The organism is Mycobacterium avium subsp. avium (genome assembly GCF_009741445.1).
Lineage (GTDB): Bacteria > Actinomycetota > Actinomycetes > Mycobacteriales > Mycobacteriaceae > Mycobacterium > Mycobacterium avium.
Genome location: NZ_CP046507.1, coordinates 2,871,320 through 2,895,269 on the forward strand (window position 1 = coordinate 2,871,320; position 23,950 = coordinate 2,895,269).

Here is a 23,950-nt window from a genome sequence, read left to right on the forward strand (position 1 = left end):
CCTTACAACTGTCGCAAGGTCTGTACTGAGCGGATGCAACACGATCAGCTCATCGACCTGACCCGGCGTGCCTTGAAGCTGGCGCGGGACAGGACAACCGATCTCGCCCCCACCGCCCACGTCGTCGACGCGCGTGACTACACCTGCGTGCAGCGGCACCAGCAGGACCGCGCCATGCTGCTGGCCAGCCCACAGTTGGTGGGCTACGTCTCGGAGCTGCCCGCCCCCGGGACGTATTGCACCAAGACGGTGATGGGCCGATCCGTCCTGTTGACCCGAACCTCCGACGGCTCGGTGAAGGCGTTCAACAACGTCTGCCTGCACCGCCAGTCGCAGGTGGCGACCGGATGCGGCACCGCCAGCCGGTTCAGTTGCCCCTACCACGCGTGGACCTACGACAACACCGGCCGGCTGGTCGGACTGCCGGGCCGCGAGGGATTCCCGGACGTGACGCTGCGCTCTGCCGGCCTGACCGAGCTGCCGGCCACCGAGTTCGCCGGATTCCTTTGGGTGTCACTGGATCCGGGAGCGACGCTGGACGTGGCCACCCACCTCGGGCCGCTCGCCGACGAACTCGACTCCTGGGGTATCGGCCGCTGGTCCCCGCTCGGCGAGAAGGTGCTCGACTGCGCGATCAACTGGAAACTCGCGATCGACACGTTCGCCGAGAACTACCATTTCGCCACCGTGCACCGGCAGACCTTCACCACGATCGCGCGCAGCAACTGCACGGTGTTCGACTCCTACGGGCCGCATCATAGGCTGGTCTTCCCGCTCAACACCATCCTGGAGCTCGACGACATACCCGAGGACCAGTGGAACCCGTTCCACAACATGGTGGTGATCTACGCGCTGTTCCCCAACATCGTGCTGTCGGTGACCATCGCCAACGGCGAGCTGTTCCGCGTCTACCCCGGCGATCGGCCCGGCCGGTCAATCACCGTCCACCAGAACGCAACACCGCAAGACCTTTCCGACGAATCCGTCGCCGCGGGCGTCCAGGCCGTCTTCGACTATGCGCACGCCACCGTGCGCGACGAGGACTACCGGCTGGTCGAGAGCCTGCAAGCCAACCTCGAGTCCGGCGCGCGCGACCACCTGGTGTTCGGCCGCAACGAGCCGGGATTGCAGCACCGCCACATCACCTGGGCCAAGGCGCTGGCGGCCTCAACCGGCTGACTCGGTGGACAGCACCGTCACCAGATCGTCCAATAACGTTGCCAGCGCGCCTGTCTGGGCGGGGCGCACGGCGGCCAGCAGTTCGACCGCCTCGCGCCGACGGCCGGCGGCCACCAACGGGGCCAATCGATCCACCGTCGCCCGCAGGTCGGGATCGGACGGTTCGGTATGCATGACGGTGGTGGCGAGCACCTCGACCAATTCCCAATCGCGGTAGAGCGCCAGGGACCGTTCGTTGAAGGCAAACGCGGTCACCGGTTGTCCCTGCAGGGTCCCGCGGTAACGGTAGGGGCCTTCCATGTATTCGATCGGCAGACCGTGCGCCGGCGCCGCCACCACCGGCTCGCCGGTGATGTCGAGTCCCAATGTGGGACAGGTGATCCGGTGACGATCGGGCAGGTACCGGGCAGGGGCAAGGGGACGCACCAAGGGCCGCATGCTCTCCGGCCAGCGGACGTAGCTGCTGACGGTGACCTCGACGTCCTCGGCGCACTCCGGCGCCATGGCGGAGTCGGGATAGCTGACCGTGATCCCGGTAAACGGTTGCAGGACATTGTTATTCGTGCGGTCGAACTGCCGCCAGATGCTCAGGTCGACGCCGTTGTCGAAGTTGATGGTGCGCCACTCGTGCGACCTGGCCCGTGGGTCTCCGCCGGATCCGCCACCGCCGGCGTATTTCGGGAACCACTGCCGATCGACATGACCGCTGCTGCCCGACACCTGGTGAACCTGCTCGCCCCAGCGCAGGGTGCCCGTCATCGCCATGCCGGTCTGGAAGTAGGAGTAGGTGTCGCGTTGGCCGAAGCAGACGATCTTTCCGTTGTAGGCCGACGCGCCCACCGGAGTCGGTGCGCGCGTTGGCGTTACGGCCAGGTCCAGGCGCATCCGCCGGCCGCAATGGTCCTCGCCGACCAGGCTCACCCGGTAGGTGTAGGGCAGTAAACCGCCGTCGCCGTTGCGGCAGCTGGTCCATGATGCGGTGCCGGCGCCACCGGCGTAGCTGATGTCGAGATAGCCGGCGGCCAGCCCCATCTTGCGTGGCGCCCCCGGCTCGAGATTGGCCGGCGGCATGTCGTAATCCGTATAGGTGCCGTAGTCGCCGGTATCGAGATCGAACAGCGCCATCGTGTAGAAATCGGCGACCACCGTGCCGCCGGGCCGGTTCTTGTTGAAGATGGTCAGGAAGGCGAACGACCGGTCGGCCCCGGCGGCCTCCAGCTGGCCCGCTAGGAACCAGGTGTCCGACTCCTGGTCACGGTGTTCGCCTTCGGCAGCGGGGAATTCGAGCTGGCCGTCTCCGGGCACCAGCTGGAATGGATAACTGCGCCAGTCGCTGTTCATCTCTCGCCTCGCCGTCGCCGATGATCCATCCGCGGCTTCCTGACTTGTCCTTTTTTCGCTATGTTAGCGTCAATAGCAAATTACGGTGCGGATCCGGTCCAGCGCCCATCGCTGCCTCGAGGAGGCGCCCGATGACGAAGAATTCCGACCATCGTTGCTACGACGAACTGTTCATCGGCGGGCAGTGGCGAAAGCCGGCCAATCCGCAGCAGCTCGACGTGATCTCGCCGCACTCCGAGCAGCCGATAGGCCATGCCCAGGCGGCCGGTCCCGAGGACGTCGACGCCGCCGTCGCCGCCGCGCGCCGGGCCTTCGATCACGGCCCATGGCCGCGGATGAGCCATGCCGAGCGGATGGCCAAGGTCGAACAGCTCGCCACGATCTACGCCGCGCACATGGACGAGATGGCCGACCTGATCACCGACGAGATGGGGTCGCCGCGCAGCTTCAGCCGGATGGGTCAGGGAGCGGCCGCCGCGACGCTGATCCACCTCACGCTGGCCGCCGCCCGGGACTTTCCCTGGACCGAACGCCGCCAGGGCGTGCTCGGCGAGGTGCACCTGCACCGGGCCCCGGTCGGGGTGGTGGGCGCGATCGTGCCGTGGAACGTGCCGCAGTTCCTGATCATGCCCAAACTGATCCCGGCGCTCATCGCGGGGTGCACGGTGATCGTGAAACCAGCACCCGAAACCCCTTTGGACGCTTTGTGGTTGGCCGAGATGATCGAGCAGCTGGAGCTGCCGCCGGGTGTGGTGTCGGTGCTTCCCGGCGGCACCGACGTGGGCGAGGCGCTGGTGCGCCACCCGGGAGTGGACAAGGTCGCGTTCACCGGCTCGAGTGCCGTGGGGCGCCGGATCGCCGCCCTGTGCGGGGAGCGGCTCAAGCGGGTGAGCCTCGAGTTGGGCGGCAAGTCGGCGGCGATCATCCTCGACGACGCCGACATCGACAAGACCGTCGCCGGCCTGAAGAGTGCGGGGCTGATGAACAACGGGCAGGCCTGCGTCGCCCAGACCCGCATCCTGGTCAGCGACCGCAAGCACGACGAGGTCGTCGACGCACTGGCCGCCATGATGGCGGAGCTGAATGTCGGCGATCCGGCCGCCGAGTCGACGGACATCGGACCGCTTGTCGCCCAACGCCAACAGCGCCGGGTCCAGGAGTACATCAAGTCCGGCCGCAGTGAGGGGGCCCGCATGGTGCTCGGCGGCGAGGACAGCCCGGCGGGGCGCGGCTGGTATGTGCGGCCGACGCTGTTCGCCGACGCCACCAACGACATGCGTATCGCCCGGGAGGAGATTTTCGGCCCGGTGTTGACGGTGTTGCGTTACCGCGACGAGGACGACGCCATCCGCATCGCCAACGAAACCGATTACGGCCTGGCCGGTTCGGTGTGGACGGCCGACGTCGCCCACGGCCTCGAGGTCGCCGCCGCGGTTCGCACCGGCACGTACGGCATCAACATGTACACCCTGGACATCGGCGCCCCGTTCGGCGGATTCAAGCAATCCGGCATCGGGCGGGAGTTCGGTCCCGAGGGGCTACATGAGTACGTCGAGCTTCAGACGCTCGTGTGCAAGGGGCAGCTGCCGCCGCTGTGAATTAGCGCCGAGCGTGCAACCACTGCGAAAATTCGGCGGATTTTTCGCAACCACTGCACGCTCGGCGCGTCAGGGCAGCTGCACGGTCAGCTCGACCGGGCAGCACAGCGCGCCATGCTGATTGGTCACTTCGATCTCGATGTCGACCAGGCATCTCGGCGGATCCACCGAGGTGTCGCGGCGCTTGGCGACCGCCCGGCCGCGCCCGATCATGGTGTCGCCGGCATATATCGGCCCGGCCAGCCGCATCGCGCGGCGCACCACCCGGCTGCGTGGGCCCGCCCACTCGGTGGCGACCCGGTCGGCGAAGCCGGCCAGGTGCATCGCGTTGACATAGATCGTCGGATTGCCTTGAGCCCGAGCGTAATCCGGATCGAAATGGCCGGGAAAGTAGTCCCACGTCGCTCCGGCGTTTTCCACCACCCGCTGGTAGCTGATGTGGTCGACCACTTCCGGCAGCTCGGCGGGGACGCTGAGCCGGCTCCAGTCCACGCCCGCACCGGTCACGACGACGGCCCCGGGGTGAAGCGGAACAACGTGTTCCGCGAGGTGGCGACCACCGTGCCGTCCTGGCGCCGATAGGTCTCCAGCGTCTCGACGAAGTGGCCGACGCCCAGCCGGGTCCGCTTCTCCGGTGACACCGACACCAGCTCGTCGACCACGGTCAGCACGTCGCCCTCGACGATGGGGTGGGGGAACTCGACCTCGTTGGCCGCGTTGATGAACGTGGTGCCCGGCAGCGGCACCCGCAGGGCGATCAATGAGGCGGATGGCCGGCCGTCGGGCTGCCAGGGCGGTGCTATCAGCCAGCCCATCAACAGCGCCGGCGGCGCCAGCAGTCCTCCCCAATGGCGTTGGGCGAACGCGGAATCCCAGTACGAGCGGTTGCCGTCGCGGACCATCGCGGCGAACAGCTGGATGCGCGCGGCGCTGACCGCCGTGCCCGCGGCGCGGGGTTCGCCCTTCGCGCCGACCATGCGCAGCGCGTCTTCATAGGTCCCGAAGGCCAGCCGCCGGCCGAAGTCCTGATCCACGTGCCGGCGCCGCTCACATGACGAGCGGGTGCCGACTCGGTACCGAATCCCACTGCAAGGCACGGGAAGTGAAATACCAGCCGCCCCGCTCGTAGATCAGCTCGTCGCGGAACACCCCGGTGGCCCGCAGCGCCGCGTCACCGAACATGGCCGCGAACAACACGGCGACGCACTGCTGCGTCGCGGTCACCCCGTCGACGTGGATCTCGTGATCGACGGTGACCAGGCGCTGGTCGTCGCCGCCGTCGAACGCGGCGCGCAGATCGGTGAACGCCTCTCCGTCGCGGGTGTAGCTCGCGCCGGAGTGGCGGAAGGTGGCGATCCAGCCATCGCGGTCGCCGTCCGAATAGGCCCGATCGTGCCGGGCGTTCAGGTTCAGGATGGCGGCTCGGCTCGTCGCGGCCTGAAGAAACTGTTCTTGTTGATAGGTCAGGGACATCTGCTTGTGAACCCTCTCCGGGAAACCCGACGGCGAACTGCGCGGTTGACGCTAACTCTACTTAGCGCCGGACGACATAGCCATGCTTCTCCCGATCCCAGACGTTCGTCGTTAATCCTCGGGCGCGCAACAAATCTTTACGTATTCGGCCGATGGCGTTCTTCGGGAGTTCAGGCACCGTTTCCACATATCTCGGCACACAGAAGTACGGCATCCGGTCCGCGCAGAAGTCGAGCAACTCCGCGCAATCCAGGGTGGCGCCCGGCCGCAGGGTCACGACCACCAACACGTCGTCCTCGCCCAGTTCGCCGGGCACGCCGACGGCGGCGGCCTCGGCCACCGCGGGGTGACCCATGACCACCGTCTCCACCTCGACCGAGGAGATGTTCTCGCCGCGCCGGCGCAACGCGTCTTTGATGCGGTCCACGTATGTCAGGTTCTGGTCGCGATCCAGCCGACCGAGATCGCCGGTGCGAAACCATTCCGGGTGCGGCCGCACCGCCAGGTCGTCGCCGATGTACCCCTCGCTCATGACGTGCGGATGTCTGGGGCGACAAGCGATCTCACCCACCGTGTCGGGAGGCAGTGAATTCCCGTGCGCGTCGAGGATTCGCACCTCGAAATCGGGATTCGGCCGGCCCGAGGTGCCCGGGATGCCGGCGTCGGCCAGCGCCTTGACGGCGATCGGAAACGCCTCGGTCATCCCGTACATCGTGACAATGCGGCAGCCGTAACGCTTTTCGATGTCGCGGTAGGACCTCGCATCGATCGGCGCGGCGGAGATGAACCGCAAGGGCAGCCGCGCGTCGCCCGGATCGGCAGGCAGGTTCTGCAGCATCGACACCATCGCCCCGGCTCCGGCGAATCCGACGGCGCCGTGCGCGCGGATGTCGTCCCACACCTCGCGGGGATGAAAAGCCGCCGCCAGCACCGTGGTTGCGCCGACCAGCATGGGTGCCAGCACGCTGGGCGCCGCGCTGAGATGAAACAACGGCATCGCCGTCCACAGCACCTCGCCCTGGCGGAACTCCCAGGCCGCCGCGACGGTCGCCGCGACCGAGAACAGGTAGTGCCAGGTGGTGGCGACCGCCTTGGACGGGCCGGTGGTGCCCGAGGTGTAGAACAAGCAGCCCAGCTCGCCCGCGTCCCCGCGGTCCTCGGCCGGTGCGCGGTCGGCGGCTCGACTCAGCGTCGCCGTCAGCGAATCCCCTTGCACCACAATGCGTGCGGGGCCCTCGAGCGCGGCGGCCGCTCGTTCGGCACGGGACCGATGTTCGGGGTCGGTGAAGATCACCGCGGGCCGGCACAGCCGCAGGGCGTGCAGCAGGAAATCGCCCTTGTGCGCGGCGTTGATCGCCGCGCTGACCGCCCCGATCCGCGCCGCGCCCAGCCAGAAGTAGACCCACTCGGGGCAGGTGCCGGAGAACAGCGCCACCCGGTCGCCGCGCCCAACACCCAAGTCGCTCAACATGTTCGCCGCCGCGCAGGACCGCTGCCGCATCTGCGCGAAGGTCACATCGACACCGGCGATCGACATCATCACCCGGTCCGGATGCTGCTCGGCGCGCCGATCCAGCACGGCGGGCACGGTGAAACGGTCCACGCCGAAGTCGGCCGGTGCCCGCATCAGGCCTTCGCGGCTGCCGGGTCGGGCTCGCCGTCGGCGGTGTAACCGAAATCGGTCGGGGCGGGTTGGGGTCCCGGGTAGAACCGGTGCGCCCAACGGCGAAGCGCCGCATAGTCGTGCGCCTCTTCCGGCGCCAGATTCGGCTTCTCCAGGTACTTCATGTTCTCCCACGTGAAGAAGTCCTGCTTGATGACTTCCTTCTGAAGCGCCAGGAACCGGGCGGCACGTCCGGTGGGCACGTCACCGGTGTCGCCCGGTTCACGCACGGACGCCTGGGTGTAGAAGTAGTCGGTGTAGTCCTCGTCGACCGGCGTCTGACCGGTGACCTGGACGGTGGCCACCAGCTCGCTGGGGAAGCGCACCACGCCCAGGCCCAGCGAGTAGTTGTCGTAGATGATCTTGGCGTCGACCGGCCCGTTCGGCGTCAGCCAGGTCTGCGCCCGGCCCCCGCCGAAATGCGCGTTGACCGTCGCGTGCAGGTGGTAGCCGGACACCTCGAACGACGCGGTGGTGGCCGGATTGGCCGCCTTGTGCACGTACTGGACGTGGTAGGGGTCGGCGGCGTTCTCGATGATCATCTGCGGGTGCACCTTGACCCGGTTGACCATCTGGGTGTGCGGATGCAGCGGGTAGTACTCGCCGGTTTCCAGCTCCGGCAGCACCGGCGGCTGCCAGTACGGGGCCCGGCCGTGCCGCTCGTGCCAGGCCAGCACGAAGCCGTACCACTCCATGCTCGGGTAGGTGCGGATGCGGACGTTGTTCTTGCAGCCGATCTTGCTGTAGGGAATCAGCGCGTTGCTGCCGTCGCCGCGCCACTGCCACCCGTGCCAGGGGCAGACGATGTTCTCGCCCTCCACGGTGCCGCCGACGCCGAGGTTGGCGCCCAAATGCTGACAGTAGGCGTCCATCACGTGCACCCGCCCCGACGCGGTGCGGAACAGCACCAACTCCTCGCCGAAGTAGTGCGCGCGCTTGACCTGGCCGGGGGCCAGGTCGGATCCGAACGCCACGATGAACCAGCCCGTCGGGAACCGGTAGGTCGACAATGCGATGCCGGCCTGCCCGAACTCCCGCTCCGAAGGATCCTCGGCCGAATCGGGGGCCGAATCCGAAACTGTACGCGCCACTTGCACTCCGTATCCCGTCCGGACCAAAGGCTAGCCGGGCGCCGCCCGGCGCTCACCGCGGTTCGACGACCAGGTCTATTTTTACTATTTTAAGCATTGAACGTCAACGCGGCCACCGCCGCGTGCGGCGACGATCCGGCAGAACGGGGTTTGGCGATGACGACGGCAGCGGTCGACCTTTCGGATTTCTCCTTGTGGTGCAACGGCTTTCCCGACGAGCTCTTCACCGAGCTGCGCCGCACCCGGCTGCTTTTTCACCACGACCTCACCCCGGGCGTGGCGGCGACCGTGCACCGGGATTTCTGGGTGGCGACCAAGCACCGGCACGCGGTCCGCCTGCACCGCGACACCGAGTCGTTCACCGCGGCCGACGGCCCGCTCATCCAGCCGGTCGCCATGTTCTCGTCGTCGCCGACGATCATCACCATGGACCCGCCGGAGCTGAACAAGCGCCGCAAGCTCATCTCGAACGCGTTCAATCCGCGGGCGATCGCCAAGCTGGAGGACGGCATCCGGGCGCGTGCGGCGCGGATGATCGACAACCTGCTCGCCCACGGCGGCGGCGACTGGATCGAGGACGTCGCCGACGCGTTGCCGATGACGGTGATCGGCGACATCCTCGGCATCCCCGAGCGGGACCGACCGCGAATCTTCGACCTGTTCGACCGCATCCTCAAGGCGCTGGCACCCGATGCGCACCCGCGCGGCGGGGTGGAGCTCGAGCTGTTCGCCTCGGTCTTCGACTATGCAATGCAGCTGACCGCCGACAAGCGGCGCAACCCCACCGGCGACATCTGGAGCACGCTCGCGACCGCGGTGATCACCGGGGAAGACGGCGAGGAATTCCGGCTGCCCGCCAACGAACTCGAATTCTTCTTCTTCGTCCTGGCTTTCGCCGGAAGCGACACCACCAAGAACGCCCTGGCCATCGGGCTGCAGGCGTTTCTGGCCAACCCCGGGCAGGTCGAGCGCTATCGCGCCGACGAGGCGCTGAGGCCGACGGCCGTCGAGGAGGTGTTGCGCTGGGCGTCGCCGGTGGCGTACTGGACCCGCACCGCCAAGGTCGACGTCGAGATGGACGGCCAGCGCATCGCCAAGGGCGAACGGGTGGTCTCGATGCTGCGGTCGGCCAACCGCGACGAGGAGGTCTTCGACGCCCCGTTCACGTTCGACATCGGCCGTCAGCCCAACCCGCACGTGGCGTTCGGCGGCGGCGGGCCGCACCACTGCCTGGGCGCCATGCTCGCACGCGCCGAGCTGCGCGCGGTGTTCGACGAGCTATTGCTGCGCTGCGACGACATCGAGATCGGTCCGGCCAAGGCCGCCTATCCGAACCTGATCACCAACATGTCGATCTACGACGAGATGCCGATCTCGCTGCGGCGGCGATAGGTCAGTCGATCAGCCGCAACGCGGCCTTGGGACACTGGTCCACCGCGGCGCGCACGTCGATTTCCAGCCGCGGCGGCACCGGCACGTCGGCGATCTGCACCACGTCGGCGTCCCCCAACTCGAACACGTCGGGCGCGAGCGATTCGCAGAAGCCGTTGGCCTCACAAAGGTTTTCGTCGACCGTCACGCGCATCAGCTACCCTCCACTTCTCTCAGAGGCCCTTGGGTCGGGTCCCGATCACCCCGCCGGCCGCGAGGTGGGTCAGTTCTTCGTCGGTCAGCCCGCACCGATCGCGCAGGATCTCTTCATTGTGCTCGCCCAGCTTCGGCGGGGGCCGCAGCAGCCACTTGTCCTGGCCGGTGAGCAGCGCGAAGGGCGGGCACGGATACAGGCCCACCCCGGTGCTGGGATGGTGCAGCGCTTCGAAGAACCCGCGCGCGAGCAGTTGCGGGTTGTCGGTGACCAGTGACGGCGACACCACCGGCGCGGCGGGAATGCCCGCGCCGGCCAGCAGATCCACCGTCGAGTCGAGGTCCTGCCGGCCGAACCACCGCGCCAGCCGGGCGTCGATGTCGTCGGCGCGTTGCCGGCGCCCGTCCACGGTGGCCAGATCCGGATCCGCACACCACGCGGGCCGATCCATCACGTCCACCAGCGCCCGCCACTGCGCGTCGTCGCCGACGCTGACCGCGATCCAATCGTCTTTGCCCCGTTCGGCTCCGGCGCAGCGATAGATGTTCTGGATCGCCGCGCCGTGCCCGCGGTTGCCCCGGCGGCTCAGCGTGACGCCGAAGACTTCGGCCTCGATGGCCTGGATCGCGGTGGCGTTGAGCACCGTTTCGAGCATCGGGAGCTCGACCAGTTGCCCGGTGCCGGTGCGTTCGGCGAAATTGAGCGCGGCCAGCACGGCGAACGCGGCGTGCACACCGGCCAGCGGGTCGCACGCTCCGCGCGGCGTGACCGGCGGACCCTCGGGCAGCCCGGTGATCCAGGCCAGGCCGGCGACCTGTTCCATGGTGGGAGCGAACCCGACCCGGTTCCGCCAGGGGCCCTCGACGCCGAACGCGGGCATCCGGGCGAACACCAGCCGGGGGTTGATGTCGAGCAGCACGTCGGCGGTCAGCCCGAACTGGTCCATCACCCGCGGCGAGAAGTTCTCGATCACCACGTCGGCGTCGGCGACCAGCCGGGTGAACAAACCGCGGCCTTGCTCGGAGCCCAAATCCAGTGTGACCGAACGCTTGTTGGTGTTCATCGCGTGGAACACCCAGCCGTACTCCCACCAGTCGTCCACATCGGTGCGCATGCCACCGGAATACCGGATGCCGTCGGGGCGCTGGATCGATTCGATCTTGACCACGTCGGCGCCGAACGCGGCCAGCAGATGTGTTGCCGACGGCCCCGCCCAAAACGCGGTGAGGTCGACGATGCGCACCCCGGCCAGCGGCAGCGGCGGCAGCGTCGGGTCCGGGGCGGAACCGGAATCGTCTCGGCGCCAAGGTGTTTCACGGTCGGCCTCGCCGACGGCGGGGGTGTCCCCGACGGGCGCGGGCGCACACGCCGACATCAGCCAGGGCGGGCGGGGCTGGTGGAAACCCGCGGGATTCTCGACGAACACGTCGCGCTCGCGCACGTATTCCAGATCCCGGATGGTGGAACCGTTACCCAGCGCGGCGATCGGCAGCCGGAAAAGCTGCCCCAATTCCACGATTTCGGCGACGGTGCGTTCGGCCAACCAGGGATGGATCAGTTCGCGGATCAGGTCGCGGTATTGCCACCGGCCGATCTGGAACCGCAACTGTTCGATCTCCTCCAATTGCGGGCATTCGACCATCGCGGCGAAGTCGAGCCACTGCTGACCGGTGACCATGGTGATCCCGACGTAGCCGTCCTTGGCGGGTTCGATCGACGGGACTTCGGTGGTGCGAAGGATCGGCGGGACGCGCAGCAACTGCGAATGCAGCCATTCGCTGCTCTGCATCGCGGTCAACGCCTCCAGCATGGACAGGTCGAGGTGTTCGCCGGGGCCGCCGCGCTCGACGCGGCGGCGCAGCGCCAGCACGCCGAACGCGGCGAACACACCGCCCATGTACTCGCCCAGATCGCCCCCGATGGCGATCGGCGGCCCGGCCGGGTCGCCGCGGAACCCCGGCGAGCCCGCCCACGCCTGCAGCGTGAACTCGGTGGCGGCCCGCTGCGCGAAGGGGCCGGTCCAGCCGAAGTCGGAGATGGTGACGACGATGGCGCGCGGCGACTGCCGCAGCAGTCGGGACGGGTCGATGCCCAGCGCCGCGGCCCGCGACGGGCCGGCGGTGACGACGATGACGTCGGCGCCGGCCAGTTCGGCGCGAAACCGCGCCGCGTCGTCGCCGCCGGAGCCGAACGTCACGCTGCGTTTGCCCGCGTTGAGGTAGCTGAAAAACGGCGCGTCGGCGCCGGGGGCGACGGGCGAACCGCTCGCCGAATACCGGCGCAGCCAATCCCCTTGCGGCGGTTCGATTTTGCGCACCTGCGCGCCGGCGTCGAGCAGCAGCTTGCCGCAGTAGCTGCCGGCTATCCGGTCGCTGATCTCGACGACACGCAAATCCCGTAGCGGTGTCGGCCGGCTGTCGGACCGCTCGCTCAAGTGCACCCGCCCTTCCGATCGACGCGCGATCAGGGAAGCTATTTATATCATTACTGTTAAAATAGCTAAGCCAGCGAGTTGCTGTTCGTTTCGAGGATCGGATGACCGCCTTGGGAATTGGCCCCGACGCCCGGCGCCGGTTGTCGGCGCCGCGGATCGCCGAAATCGTAGCCGACGAGCTGCGCCGTCAGATCATCAGCGGCGAGCTGGCCGACGGCGATTTGTTGCCGCGCCAGGAGGTCCTGGTCGAGCAGTTCAACGTGAGCCTGGTGTCGCTGCGCGAGGCGTTGCGGATTTTGGAGACCGAGGGCCTGGTTTCGGTGCGACGGGGTAACCGCGGCGGCGCCGTCGTGCATGCCCCGGCGAAGACCAGCGCCGCCTACATGCTGGGCCTGCTGCTGCAGAGTGAATCCGTGGCGGTGGCCGACCTGGGCATGGCGCTGCAGGAACTGGAGCCCGCCTGCGCCGCGTTGGCCGCGCGGCGACCGGACCGGGCGGACACGCTGGTGCCCGAGCTGACGAAGATCAACGAGTCGATGGCCACCCACCTCGACGACGGCCGGCTGTTCACCGAAATCGGCCGCCAATTCCACGATCTCGTGGTCCGCGGCTGCGGAAACCACACCATCATCGCGGTGGTCGGCAGCCTGGAGACGCTGTGGACCAGTCACGAAAGGCAGTGGGCCGACGAGAGCTCCTCCCGCGGCACCTACCCCTCGCTCGCGCAGCGCCGCGCGGTGCTCAACACCCACGTCAAGCTGACCGAGACCATCGCCGAGGGCAACGTCGACCGCGCCCGCCGGATCGCCGGCCGGCATCTGGCCGACACCCAGACCTACGTGCTCTCCGGTCAGCCCGATCAACGGATTCACGCGTTCTCCCCGCAGGCGCTGGCGCGGCCGCGGGACCTCCGGCGCTCCTGAAGGGCGGCCTGCGATCCTCATGCGAACCGCATTGGTCACCGGTGGCAGCGGCGGGATCGGTAAGGGGTGCGCTCGCAAGCTGGTCGAACGCGGCTACGACGTGTTGCTGTGCGCCCGCCGCGAAGCCCCGTTGCGCGCGGCGGCCGAGGAGATCGGTGCCCGCCACGTCGTGGCCGATGCCTCCGATCCGATCGGATTCCCCGCTGCCCTACGCACATTGGAGACGGTCGACCTCGTCGTCCACGCGGCGGGCGCGCTGGGCGGAACCTACGCGCGCAAGCAGACCTTCGAGCAGTGGCGGGCCATCATCTCGGCCAACCTGGATTCGTGCTTCGTGGTGACCTCGGCGGTGCTGCCCAAGATGAAAGCCGGCTCCCGGCTGGTGTTCATCTCATCCTCGGCGGCGCACGAACCGATGCCGGCCCGCACCGCCTACTCCGCGTCGAAGGCCGGCATGAATGCGTTCGCGCGGGCGCTGGCGCTCGAGGTCGACCGCGACGGGATCAGCGTGCACCTCGTCACGCCGGGCCCGGTGGCCACCGAGATGCTGCAGGACGTGCCGTTCGAGATGTATGCGATCGCGGTGTCCGACGTCGCCGAGGCGGTCGTCTTTCTGGACACCGTCGACCCGTCGGTCGATCTGCCCGAGATCCGGTTGTCCGCCGTCCAGCGCGGCCCGTTCGCCCGCCCGCCGGTGGTGCCCACCGAGGCCCGCCGCCGCGCGCAACGGGGTTGACGCTCACCGGGCCGGGAAGGCCGTGATCACCGATTCGCCGAACTCGCGCAGCGAATCCGGGGCGGCGAAGTCGGCGAACCACACGTAGAACCGCTCGACGCGTTGGGCGGCCAGGCCGCTGAAGTGCCCGATGAGTTCGTCGGCGTCCCCGCAGACCAAACCGGACCCCAAGTTGCCGAAGCGCCGGGTGCTCACCTCGCGCACCTTTTCGGGATCCTGGCCGGCACGGACGAAGCCCACCATCTGCTGAATGGACAGCCGGGCGCTGCCCGCGGCCGGCGCCAGCGCCGGCAACTTGTCGAGCTTGTTGGCCGGCAGATTCCACCAATCCGCATGAGTGCGAACAAGTTCCATCATCCGCGGGCCGCTTCCGCCCAGCACCAGCGGTATCGGATGCGAGCGTCGCGGGGCCTGCGCCTCGCCGCGCCCGTCGTCGCCCCAGTACCGCTTGATGAGTTCGAGGTGCCGCGCGAGCTGGGCCACCCTGGCCTTCGGATCCTGCTGGCCGACATCGAATCTGGCGAATTCGGCCGGCCAGGATCCGGCACCCAGGCCCAACTCGAATCTTCCCTCCGACGCCTCGGACAGCGTGACCGCCTGTTTGGCCAGCACCGCGGGATGCCGGAACGCGTCGCACAGCACCAGGTGGCCGATCCGCAGCCGCTCGGTCTTGGCCGCCACCCAGGTGGCGATGCCCATTGCCTCCCAGATGTTTTCGTCCCGAAGTCCGGGCGCTTCCAGGTGATCGATGAAGGCGATGCCGTCGAAACCACTGGCCTCGGCGCGGCGCGCCCGTTCCGCGATGTCGGCGGCCGACAACCGGACCTGGGGCAGGAACAGATACCACTCGACCATGCGCGCCACCTCAAGCGTGAGATTCGGTGCGATTGCACCCGCCCGGCTAGTTTATTATTTTTACTATGTTAGAGGTCTTATGGATGTCGGACTGAACTCGGAGCAGTTGTCGCTGCGCGACGCCGTGCGCGACATATTACGGACGGAATGTCCGCCCGATGCCGCCCGGCAAGCGATCACCGATCCGGAGCGTTGGCGCGCCCTGTGGAAGACGGTCGTCGACCTGGGCTGGACTGAGCTGGCCGCCGCGAACGCCGGCGACTACGGACCGATGGAACTGGTCGTGGTTCTCGAGGAGTGTGGTGCCGCCATCGCGCCGATCCCGTTGTTGTGCAGCGTCGGTCTGGCCGCCGGGCTGTTGCGCGGCAGCGGCCTCGACGGGGTCCTGGCCGACATCGCCGGCGGCGCCGTCGCCACCGTGGCCGTCCACGCCGAAAAGTCCCGGCTGCCCGGGGTGCCGATGACGCTGCGGCAGGGGCGGCTGCGCGGTCGCGCGGTCGCGGTGCCCAACCTGGCGCGCGCGGAGCTTCTCGTCACGCTGGCCCGAACCGACGACGGCGGCACGGTGGCCGCGGTCGCCCGGTGCGGCGACGGGGTCACCGCGCTGCCCGCGGCCGAGTGCACCGATCCCGCCCAGCCGTTGGCCGGGGTGGAGATCGACGCCGAGCCGGTCGCGGTGGCGCCGGTCGACCTCGAGTCGGCGCTGCCGGCGCCGTGGGTGGCGTGCGCCGCCGACCTGGTGGGGGTGGCCGGCGCGGCGCTGCGCCGCTCCGTCGAGCACGCCAAGACGCGCCGCCAATTCGGCAAGCCGATCGGCGCGTTCCAGGGCGTCAAACATGCGCTGGCCGACAACTACGTCAGCGTGGAACGCGCCCGCAGCCTCACCTACGCCGCGGCGGCCCGGCTCGCCGATCCCGGCACGGCGCCCGGCGATGCGTGGACCGCGGCGGCCCTGGCCAAGGCGGCGGCCGGTGAGGCGGCCACCGGTTGCGCGCGCACCGCGGTCCAGGTGCACGGCGCGCTCGGGCAGACCTGGGAGCACGACGCGCATCTCTATGTCCGGCACGCCTGGCAGACCGCCGCCCTGCTGGGCGACAGCCGCGCGCTCTACCACGAGGTGGGCCGCCGGTTCTGCGGAGGCGCGGCGTGACGAGCGGGGTAAGCACTCGATCCGAGGTGGTCTCCGAGTTCGCGGCCTGGCTGGCGGCGTTCCTGCCGAATGACTATTACGAGAACTACCGGCGGTACCGCTGGGACCTCACGCTGCGCCGCGATTATCAGCGGGCCGCGTTCGAGGCCGGGTGGATCCAGCCGACCTGGCCGCGCGAGCACGGCGGCCGGTCGCTGGGCCTGCGCGACGCGATGGAGATCCGGCTGGAGGCGGCCCTGCGCTCGGCGCCCAAGCTGCCCAACATCGCCGGCCCCAACGTCGCCGCCCCCGGCATCCGCCAGTTCGGCACGCCCGCCCAGATCGAGCGGCTGCTGGTGCCGCTGCTGCGCGGTGACGAGTGGTGGGCGCTGGGCATGTCCGAACCGGAAGCCGGCTCGGACTTCGCCGGTCTGCGCACCCGCGCCGTGCGGGACGGCGACGTGTTCCGGGTCAACGGCCACAAGATCTGGACCACCCAGGCTCACGAGTCGCGCTGGTGCACGCTGTATGCCCGCACCGATCCCGAGGCGCCCAAGCACCACGGCATCTCCTGCCTCATCCTGGATCTGCATTCGCCCGGGGTGCGGATCGAACCCATCCGGATGGCGTCGATCTCCGACGAAACATTCTGCGAGGTGTTCCTCGACGACGTCGAGGTGCCGGCGGTAAACCTGTTGGGGCCGCTGCACGGCGGCTGGGACGTCGCGCTGTCGTCGCTGCACCACGAACGCCAGATGATCTGGATCATGAACTGGGTCGAGATCAACCGCGGACTCGACGCGGTGCGGACCGCCAACGGCGTGGGGCCGGGCCACGACATCCACACCGCGCTCGGTTCCCTGCTGGCCGACGCCGAAGCACTGCGCGCCACCGGGTATCGGGCCCTGGCCAACGAACTCGCGGGCCGGCCCAGCCCCGAAGCCGACACCATGAAGCTGCTGGGATCGCTTACCCTGCAACGTGTTTGGGAACTCGCGGCGGCCGCCGCGGGCCCCGATTCGGCCACCGACCCCGATCTGCTGTTCGAACGTCAGGACGCGCTGGCCGCGACCATCTACGGCGGAACGTCGGAGGTGCAGCGCAACATCATCGCCGAGCGGCTGCTCGGGCTGCCGAAGGGATGACGACCATGGACTACGACCTCGGCGACGACGCCGCCCAACTGCGAAGCCACCTGCGCGAGCTGGTCGCCAACCACATTCCCGCCGACTTCCTGGGCGCCTGCACGGAGAACCCGCAGGACCTCGCCACCACCGAGACGTTCTGCAAACTGCTGGCCGCCGAGGGGCTGCTGGCCCTTGCGTGGCCGAAAGAGCATGGCGGCGGCGGTGGTTCGGTCTGGCAGCAGACCGTGCTGCGCGAGGAGATGTGGGCCCAGCACGAGCCGCGCGGCCCGCAGTACATGGGCATCAACTGGGTCGGGCCGGCCCTGATGCGGTACGGCACCGAGGAACAGAAGGCCAAGCACCTGGCGGCCATCGCCGCCGGCGACGTGATCTGGTGCCAGGGATTCTCCGAGCCGGAGGCCGGCACCGATCTGGTGTCGTTGCGCACCCGCGCCGTCGCCGACGGTGACGGTTGGCGGATCACCGGCCAGAAGGTGTGGACGTCGTACGCGCTGATGGCATCGTGGTGCGTGCTGGCGGCCTGCACCGACCCCGACGCGCCAAAACACAAGCGGCTCACGCTTTTTCTGATACCGATGGACCGGCCCGGGTTCACCGTCCGGCCGATCCCGTCCATGCTGGGGCCGCATCACCTCAACGAGATGCTCCTCGACGACGTCCCGGCGTATCCCGGCGACGTGCTGGGCGAGGTCGGCGACGGCTGGCGGGTGATGCGCGAGGCGCTGGCCTACGAACGGGTGGGGATCGCGCGCTACGCGCGCTGCGAGTCACTGCTGGAGCGGATGCGCGGCCTGCTCGGTGACGAGTGGGAGCAACTGCCCGAATCGATCCGGGCCCGCTGGGTGCGCGCGCTCGTCGACCTGCGGGTCGCCCGGCTGCTGGCCTATCGCGCCGTGTCGCTGCAGGACGACCCGGCCGCCGGGGCAGCGGCCAGCGCCGCCCGCATCGCCACCACCACGTGCGATCAGCAGGTCGCCGAGCTGTTGTTCGACGTGCTGGGCCCGACCGCGCTGGATGCCGGGTCCGGCGCGCCGCTGCACGGGGCCATCGAAGATCATTGGCGTTACGCACAGGCAGCCACCGTCGCATCGGGCACCATCGAGGTGCAGAAGATGTTGGTGGCCCGAGACGTACTGGGAGGGCACCGGTGAAAACCGATCTGCCGCAAGATATCAGCGACTTCGCCACGGTCGCCGCCAAACGGTTCACCCGATTGGGCGGGCCGCCGGCGGCGCTGCGCGCCGAGACCGACGACACCGTGCGAGAGGCGGCCCGCACCGCGCTGGCCGAGGTGGGCGCCTTCGATCTCGACGTGCGCACGGCGCCCGACGATCTGCTGGCCGCCGCGGTGCTGTGCCAGGCCGCGGGGGCCGCCGCGCTGCCCTACCCGCTGGTCGAGGAGCTGCTGGCGATCGACGGCGCGCGACTGACCCTGGTGAACCCCGCCGCCCCCCGCATCGACCACGGCGACCTGGCCGGCGACTGGATCGCCGCCGACATCGACGGCAATCGCTACCGTCCGCGGCCGGGATCGCGGACGGGCGCCAAACTCGGCCCCTTCCTGGTGCCGGCCACCGTGAGCGCCCCGGAGGGGACCGTGCCCGGCGCCGACGTCAATCTGCACCTGGTGCTGGGGGCGTGGCGCATCCTGGGCGCGGTGCAACAGTCGCTGCGCATTGTCACCGACCACGTGCAGGCCCGCATCCAGTTCGGCAAGCCGCTGGCGGACTTTCAGGCCGTCAGGTTCGCCGTCGCCGATGCCGCCGTCATGGTCCGCGGCCTGCATGAACTCGCGAAGTACACCATCTGTCGGCCGAAAACGCTTCCGGCGCAAGTCTATTCGGCCGACGCGCTGGTGCTTCGGCTCAAGGCCGCCGACACCGCGCGGCAGGTCATGCGCACCTCCCACCAGTTGCTCGGAGCGTTGGGATTCTGCGACGAGTCCGACGTCAGCGTGCTCGACCGGCACACTCAGCCGCTGATCCGGCTGCCGCTGAGCACCGAGGAACTCGCGCTGCGGCTGATCCCCAGCGTGGCCGACGGCGCCTTCGAGACGCTGTTCAGCGAGCCGGTGTCGGCATGACCGAGTCGGCGCCGGCCGAACTGGCGGCCAACCCGTTAGCCGACGGAATCCCGTTCGGCGCCAAGCTGCAACAGCTCGCCGAGCAACGCGGCGACGACACGGCGGTGACCGTCGTCGCGCTCGACGGCACCGCCACCTCGCTGACGTTCGCCGAGCTCGACGCCCGCGCCAACCAGTGGGGCCGGGCCCTGGCCGCCACCGGCGCCCAAACGGGTTCGCTTGTCGCACTTGCCATTCCCAACTCGCAGCATCTGGTGCTGGCCACGCTGGGGTGCTGGAAGATCGGCGCGGTGCCCGTGCCCATGCATTGGGATCTTCCCGAGTGGGAACGCGACCGGGTGCGCGAGGTGATCAACCCCGCCGTCGTCGTCGACGAAACGAACCGCTGGGGGCTCGAGGCGCGCGCGGCCGGCGAGTCCGAGGCCGCCGTGCCGGTCGCCGTCTCCCCCACCGCCAACGGCATCTGCAGCAGCGGCTCCACCGGGGTGCCCAAGGTGATCCTCAACCTGGCGCCCTCGCTGTGGATCCCGCAGCACGGTGAGCCGTTCCTGTCGAACTGGACGCCGGTGGCCCAGCCGCAGACCATCATGGTGCCCGCACCGATGTATCACACCAACGGCTTCGCCCCGCTGCTCATGCTGCTGGGCGGCGACCATCTGGTGATCCTCGAAAAGTTCGATGCCGCATTGGTTCTCGACGTGATCGAGCGCTTCCGGATCACCAACTTCACCGCCACACCCACCATGCTGGCCCGCATCGCAGCCCGGCCCGATGTCCGGCAGCGCGACCTGTCCAGCATCGTGTTCATTCTGCAGGGGGCCGCGGTGATGCCGCCATCGCTGCTGCACACCTGGTTCGAGCTGCTGTCCCCCGAGCAGATCGTGATGGCCTACGGCATGACCGAAAACCTGGGGCTGACCGCGCTGCGCGGCGACGAGTGGCTCGAACACCCGGGCAGCGTCGGGCGTGGTTTCCGCGACACCGAGATCCGCATCCTCGACTCCCAGCAGCGACCGCTGGGCCCCGGCGAGGACGGCGACGTGTACCTGCGGGCGCCGATGAGCGCGGGGTACCGCTACCTGGGTGGGGCGCCCCCGCTGCCGTCGACCGAGGACGGCTTCCGCTCCGCCGGGGACATCGGCCACCTCGACGAGGACGGCTACCTCTACATCGTCGACCGCCGGGTCGACATGATCATCAGCGGCGGCGCCAACGTGTTTCCGGCCGAAGTCGAGTCCGCCCTGGCCGGCCATCCCGCAATCGCCGACGTCGTCGTGATCGGGCTGGCCGACCCGCAGTGGGGGCGCCGGGTGCATGCGGTGGTCCAGCGCGCCGACGGCGCGTCGCTGACCGAGCAGCAGGTGATCGACTACGCCAAGGGCCGGCTGGCCCCCTACAAGGCGCCCAAGACCGTCGAATTCGTCGACGCCATCCCGCGCACGGCGGCGACCAAGGTCAACCGCTCGGCGATGATCGCGGCCCGGGGCGGCTGACCGGCCCCTGCAACGGCCGATCGCTCTCAACTGTCGTTGCTCATCGAGCCCAAACATGTGACCGTGGCGCATGGAAGAATGCTGCCAGCGGCTCCAGCGCAGGAAGGAAACGTCGGCGATGAATGCTGCGGCTGAATATGACACCGTCAAAGAGGGTCTGCTAATTGAAGGATTGCAGGACTGGATCTCCCTCAGCAATGTGCATTCCTCCTTCCTTGCGCCGATCGGCCCGGCACGACCGCTGGAGAAGGTGCAGCAACTCACGCTGAACATGATTCGCGATCTAGTCTCCGAGGGTCTGTTCATCCTCGGGTCAGCCGCTGGCAGCAAGCAAACTCCACATTTCGAACCTTGGGACCTGCCGCTCGAAGCGGCAATGGCCAAGATCGAGGAGGCTTACGTCAGAAATTTTGACGATACGTGGGGCTGGCGAACAATGTGTTGGCTCAATCTCACCGATAAAGGCGAGAAGCTGGCGCTCGAGCGATACCACGCCGACTAAGTAGCGCCTCGAAATGCGATCAGTTTTCTTCGACAACCCGCCATTGTCTACGCGTCAGTGATGGCCGTCGACCAGGTCGCCGAATGACTTCGCGATGGCATCGCTCAAATATCGGATATCTGTCCTCAGCTGCGTCCGTCGCTGGGTAGCGACAAAAAGGCTGTGTTGAATGAGCCGCCCCATCTCAAGGCACCGCGAATCAGCGATGTACGTCGTGAATTGGCCCCATATTCGCAATCCGAGAGCCGTAAAGTACCCGGCACTACGCATCCCAGCAACCCCAGGAATCGTAGATGCGACAACCGCCCGGGAACTCACGCCCGCGGCATGTCAATGGCCAAGTAGAAGTCCCCGCTGGTGGCCAGCAGAAGTCCCCACTCCGCTGCGGGTGGTTGGCTAATTCTTGGCGGCTCCCTTCTTGTGGTCGGCGTGGCGCATCCGGTAGGACTCGCCGGAGGTGACGACGATGCTGGCGTGGTGCAGCAGCCGATCGAGGATGCTGGCGGCGGTGGTGTGCTCGGGCAGGAATCGCCCCCATTGTTCGAAGGGCCAATGCGAGGCGATGGCCAGGGAGCGGCGCTCGTAGCCGGCAGCCACGAGCCGGAACAACAGTTGAGTCCCGGTGTCGTCGAGCGGGGCGAAGCCGATCTCGTCCAAGATGACCAGATCCGCGCGGAGCAGGGTGTCGATGATCTTGCCGACGGTGTTGTCGGCCAGGCCGCGGTAGAGGACCTCGATCAGGTCGGCGGCGGTGAAGTAGCGGACTTTGAATCCGGCGTGGACGGCAGCGTGCCCGCAGCCGATGAGCAGGTGACTTTTGCCCGTACCAGGTGGGCCAATGACCGCCAGGTTCTGTTGTGCCCGAATCCATTCCAGGCTCGACAGGTAGTCGAACGTGGCTGCGGTGATCGACGATCCGGTGACGTCGAACCCGTCGAGGGTCTTGGTGACCGGGAAGGCTGCGGCCTTGAGACGGTTGGCGGTGTTGGAGGCATCGCGGGCAGCGATCTCGGCCTCAACCAACGTCCGCAGGATCTCCTCCGGTGTCCAGCGTTGCGTCTTGGCGACTTGCAACACCTCGGCGGCGTTGCGGCGCACCGTGGCCAGCTTCAACCGCCGCAGCGCCGCGTCAAGGTCAGCAGCCAGCGGTGCCGCCGAGGACGGTGCCACCGGCTTGGCAGCGGTGGTCATGAGGCCGTCCCGTCGGTGGTGTTGATCTTGTAGGCCTCCAACGAGCGGGTCTCGACGGTGGGCAGATCGAGCACGAGTGCGTCGCCGGCGGGGCGGGGTTGTGGGGTGCCGGCGCCGGCGGCCAGGATCGAGCGCACGTCGGCAGCGCGGAACCGGCGAAACGCAACCGCCCGGCGCAGCGCGTCAATCAAAGCCTGTTCGCCGTGGGCGGCGCCAAGGCCGAGCAGAATGTCGAGTTCGGATTTCAGTCGGGTGTTGCCGATCGCAGCAGCACCGACGAGGAACTGCTGCGCTTCGGTTCCCAATGCGCAGAATCGTTTCTCTGCTTGGGTTTTTCGGGCGAGGACCACGCGAGGGTGCGGGTCTGGGTCCGTCGTAGTGTTCATCGAGGATGGACACCTCACCTGGGCTGACGAGCTCGTGCTCGGCCACGATCACACCGGTCGCAGGTTCCAACAGGATCAGGGCGCCATGATCGACCACCACCGCCACGGTGGCACCGACGAGCCGCTGAGGCACCGAGTAACGAGCTGAGCCGTAACGGATGCACGAGAGGCCGTCGACCTTACGGCGCACCGACCCCGAGCCGATCGTCGGCCGCAGCGAGGGCAGCTCCCTCAAGACGGTGCGCTCGTCAACCAAGCGATCGTTGGGCACGGCGCAGATCTCCGAGTGGACCGTGGCATTGACCTCGGCGCACCATAGTTGCGCCTGGGCGTTGAGGGCACGTAGGTCGACCTGCTCACCGGCTAACGCAGCTTCGGTCAGCAGCGGCACCGCAAGGTCGTCCTGAGCGTAGCCACAGAGGTTCTCCACGATGCCCTTCGATTGCGGATCCGCACCGTGGCAGAAGTCCGGAACGAAGCCATAGTGGGACGCGAATCGCACATAATCCGGTGTTGGAACAACAACATTGGCGACGACACCACCTTTGAGGCAGCCCATCCGGTCGGCCAGGATCTTGGCCGGAACCCCACCGATCGCCTCGAGGGCTTCGGCGATCATCGCCAGCGTGGTCGAGGCTTTCTCGTCGGCGGCGAACCGCACAAACCGCCACCGCGAATAGGCCAGCACCGCGCAGAACACCATCAACCCCGGTGCAGCTTCGGCCCAATCCATCACCAGATAGTCACCGGGTGACCAGACCGCCGGACGGCGTTGATGCCGGTTAGCGTTGCGCCACAATACTTTCTGCTCGGCTACCAGGCGGCGGAAGTTACGGGCCGAGCCCTGATACCCGGCAGCTCGGGCGATCGGCAGCATCCGCTTCGCCGACATCTTGCCGTGTGATTTCTCGACTCGGGTGGCGACTAGATCGGTGAACGCGTCGAGGTTGCGTGGCCGTGGTTCCCGCGGGGGCGCGCCACCGGCCTCGGCCCGCTCGATGACCCGCTTGACCGTCTTGTGCGTAGTACCGCACAGCTCGGCCGCGCCGCGATACGACCCGACCTGGTGATACGCCGAAATGATGTTCATACGCTCCCTTGCAGACTTCAATAGAGCTCCCTGGGCGGTGATCAAGTGAC

21 protein-coding genes and 1 pseudogene are annotated in these 23,950 nt (G+C 68.2%); 11 read left to right on the forward strand and 11 right to left on the reverse strand.

Annotated elements, in window-relative coordinates; translation table 11 throughout:
- Nucleotides 1-33 precede the first annotated feature (33 nt).
- The gene (locus MAA44156_RS13250; RefSeq protein ID WP_009975873.1) at nucleotides 34-1,179 is read left to right on the forward strand and encodes an aromatic ring-hydroxylating oxygenase subunit alpha; all 1,146 of its coding nucleotides are present in this window, start codon (nucleotides 34-36) and stop codon (nucleotides 1,177-1,179) included.
- Here the strand turns inward: MAA44156_RS13250 and MAA44156_RS13255 are convergent.
- A complete protein-coding gene (locus MAA44156_RS13255; protein ID WP_009975872.1) occupies nucleotides 1,168-2,520 on the reverse strand; it encodes a lipocalin-like domain-containing protein in 1,353 nt (450 codons plus the stop codon). The genes MAA44156_RS13250 and MAA44156_RS13255 overlap by 12 nt on opposite strands.
- 131 nt (nucleotides 2,521-2,651) lie before the next feature.
- On the opposite strand from MAA44156_RS13255, the gene MAA44156_RS13260 reads away from it, so the two are divergent.
- Complete coding sequence (locus MAA44156_RS13260; RefSeq protein ID WP_009975868.1) at nucleotides 2,652-4,118, forward strand: aldehyde dehydrogenase; 1,467 nt, start codon at nucleotides 2,652-2,654, stop codon at nucleotides 4,116-4,118.
- A 69-nt stretch (nucleotides 4,119-4,187) separates the two neighbouring features.
- Here the strand turns inward: MAA44156_RS13260 and MAA44156_RS13265 are convergent, their stop codons facing one another.
- From MAA44156_RS13265 to MAA44156_RS13285, 5 genes are all read right to left on the reverse strand, one after another.
- A complete protein-coding gene (locus tag MAA44156_RS13265; RefSeq protein ID WP_009975866.1) occupies nucleotides 4,188-4,625 on the reverse strand; it encodes a MaoC family dehydratase in 438 nt (145 codons plus the stop codon).
- Nucleotides 4,622-5,152, reverse strand: coding sequence for a MaoC family dehydratase (locus tag MAA44156_RS13270; RefSeq protein WP_009975865.1), 531 nt, complete (start codon nucleotides 5,150-5,152; stop codon nucleotides 4,622-4,624). Before MAA44156_RS13270 ends, MAA44156_RS13265 begins: the two co-directional genes overlap by 4 nt.
- A 13-nt stretch (nucleotides 5,153-5,165) precedes the next feature.
- Nucleotides 5,166-5,591, reverse strand: coding sequence for a nuclear transport factor 2 family protein (locus tag MAA44156_RS13275; RefSeq protein ID WP_009975863.1), 426 nt, complete (start codon nucleotides 5,589-5,591; stop codon nucleotides 5,166-5,168).
- 61 nt (nucleotides 5,592-5,652) lie between these two features.
- Complete coding sequence (locus MAA44156_RS13280) at nucleotides 5,653-7,218, reverse strand: AMP-binding protein (protein WP_009975862.1); 1,566 nt, start codon at nucleotides 7,216-7,218, stop codon at nucleotides 5,653-5,655.
- The gene (locus tag MAA44156_RS13285; RefSeq protein WP_011724265.1) at nucleotides 7,218-8,345 is read right to left on the reverse strand and encodes an aromatic ring-hydroxylating oxygenase subunit alpha; all 1,128 of its coding nucleotides are present in this window, start codon (nucleotides 8,343-8,345) and stop codon (nucleotides 7,218-7,220) included. The genes MAA44156_RS13280 and MAA44156_RS13285 overlap by 1 nt, the downstream gene beginning before the upstream one ends.
- Before the next feature lie 96 nt (nucleotides 8,346-8,441).
- Here MAA44156_RS13285 and MAA44156_RS13290 point away from each other — a divergent pair, with 96 nt between their 5' ends.
- Nucleotides 8,442-9,737, forward strand: a complete 1,296-nt coding sequence (locus tag MAA44156_RS13290; RefSeq protein WP_009975859.1) for a cytochrome P450 — start codon at nucleotides 8,442-8,444, stop codon at nucleotides 9,735-9,737.
- A gap of 1 nt (nucleotide 9,738) precedes the next feature.
- Here MAA44156_RS13290 and MAA44156_RS13295 read toward each other — a convergent pair whose 3' ends face one another.
- Nucleotides 9,739-9,930, reverse strand: coding sequence for a ferredoxin (locus tag MAA44156_RS13295; protein ID WP_009975858.1), 192 nt, complete (start codon nucleotides 9,928-9,930; stop codon nucleotides 9,739-9,741).
- 19 nt (nucleotides 9,931-9,949) lie between these two features.
- The gene (locus MAA44156_RS13300) at nucleotides 9,950-12,370 is read right to left on the reverse strand and encodes a CaiB/BaiF CoA-transferase family protein (protein WP_009975857.1); all 2,421 of its coding nucleotides are present in this window, start codon (nucleotides 12,368-12,370) and stop codon (nucleotides 9,950-9,952) included.
- 95 nt (nucleotides 12,371-12,465) lie between these two features.
- Between MAA44156_RS13300 and MAA44156_RS13305 the strand changes: the two genes are divergently transcribed.
- Nucleotides 12,466-13,287: a FadR/GntR family transcriptional regulator gene (locus tag MAA44156_RS13305; protein ID WP_003873121.1), complete on the forward strand. Its 822-nt coding sequence runs from the start codon at nucleotides 12,466-12,468 to the stop codon at nucleotides 13,285-13,287.
- A 19-nt stretch (nucleotides 13,288-13,306) separates the two neighbouring features.
- On the forward strand, nucleotides 13,307-14,023 hold the full coding sequence (locus tag MAA44156_RS13310; protein WP_009975855.1) for an SDR family oxidoreductase: 717 nt from the start codon (nucleotides 13,307-13,309) through the stop codon (nucleotides 14,021-14,023).
- A gap of 3 nt (nucleotides 14,024-14,026) precedes the next feature.
- Here MAA44156_RS13310 and MAA44156_RS13315 read toward each other — a convergent pair whose 3' ends face one another.
- The gene (locus MAA44156_RS13315) at nucleotides 14,027-14,878 is read right to left on the reverse strand and encodes an LLM class flavin-dependent oxidoreductase (RefSeq protein ID WP_023879831.1); all 852 of its coding nucleotides are present in this window, start codon (nucleotides 14,876-14,878) and stop codon (nucleotides 14,027-14,029) included.
- Between the two features lie 79 nt (nucleotides 14,879-14,957).
- Here MAA44156_RS13315 and MAA44156_RS13320 point away from each other — a divergent pair, with 79 nt between their 5' ends.
- From MAA44156_RS13320 to MAA44156_RS13345, 6 genes are all read left to right on the forward strand, one after another.
- Nucleotides 14,958-16,028 (forward strand): acyl-CoA dehydrogenase family protein, encoded by a 1,071-nt coding sequence (locus MAA44156_RS13320; RefSeq protein WP_009975852.1) that lies wholly within the window; start codon nucleotides 14,958-14,960, stop codon nucleotides 16,026-16,028.
- A 26-nt stretch (nucleotides 16,029-16,054) separates the two neighbouring features.
- Nucleotides 16,055-17,152 carry an acyl-CoA dehydrogenase family protein gene (locus tag MAA44156_RS13325; protein WP_009975851.1) on the forward strand — a complete coding sequence of 366 codons (1,098 nt, stop codon included), beginning with the start codon at nucleotides 16,055-16,057 and terminating at the stop codon, nucleotides 17,150-17,152.
- A complete protein-coding gene (locus MAA44156_RS13330; protein ID WP_009975850.1) occupies nucleotides 17,149-18,306 on the forward strand; it encodes an acyl-CoA dehydrogenase family protein in 1,158 nt (385 codons plus the stop codon). Before MAA44156_RS13325 ends, MAA44156_RS13330 begins: the two co-directional genes overlap by 4 nt.
- Nucleotides 18,303-19,238 (forward strand): acyl-CoA dehydrogenase family protein, encoded by a 936-nt coding sequence (locus tag MAA44156_RS13335; protein WP_009975849.1) that lies wholly within the window; start codon nucleotides 18,303-18,305, stop codon nucleotides 19,236-19,238. The genes MAA44156_RS13330 and MAA44156_RS13335 overlap by 4 nt, the downstream gene beginning before the upstream one ends.
- Complete coding sequence (locus tag MAA44156_RS13340) at nucleotides 19,235-20,731, forward strand: class I adenylate-forming enzyme family protein (protein ID WP_009975847.1); 1,497 nt, start codon at nucleotides 19,235-19,237, stop codon at nucleotides 20,729-20,731. Before MAA44156_RS13335 ends, MAA44156_RS13340 begins: the two co-directional genes overlap by 4 nt.
- A 70-nt stretch (nucleotides 20,732-20,801) precedes the next feature.
- Nucleotides 20,802-21,233 (forward strand): hypothetical protein, encoded by a 432-nt coding sequence (locus MAA44156_RS13345; RefSeq protein WP_023884193.1) that lies wholly within the window; start codon nucleotides 20,802-20,804, stop codon nucleotides 21,231-21,233.
- A 396-nt stretch (nucleotides 21,234-21,629) separates the two neighbouring features.
- Here MAA44156_RS13345 and istB read toward each other — a convergent pair whose 3' ends face one another.
- Together istB and istA are read right to left on the reverse strand one after the other, a co-directional pair.
- Nucleotides 21,630-22,424 carry an IS21-like element IS1612/ISMav1 family helper ATPase IstB gene (gene istB / locus MAA44156_RS13350; protein WP_009979999.1) on the reverse strand — a complete coding sequence of 265 codons (795 nt, stop codon included), beginning with the start codon at nucleotides 22,422-22,424 and terminating at the stop codon, nucleotides 21,630-21,632.
- A pseudogene (istA, locus tag MAA44156_RS13355) lies at nucleotides 22,421-23,921 on the reverse strand (IS21-like element ISMav1 family transposase). The gene istB and the pseudogene istA overlap by 4 nt, the downstream one beginning before the upstream one ends.
- Nucleotides 23,922-23,950 lie beyond the last annotated feature (29 nt).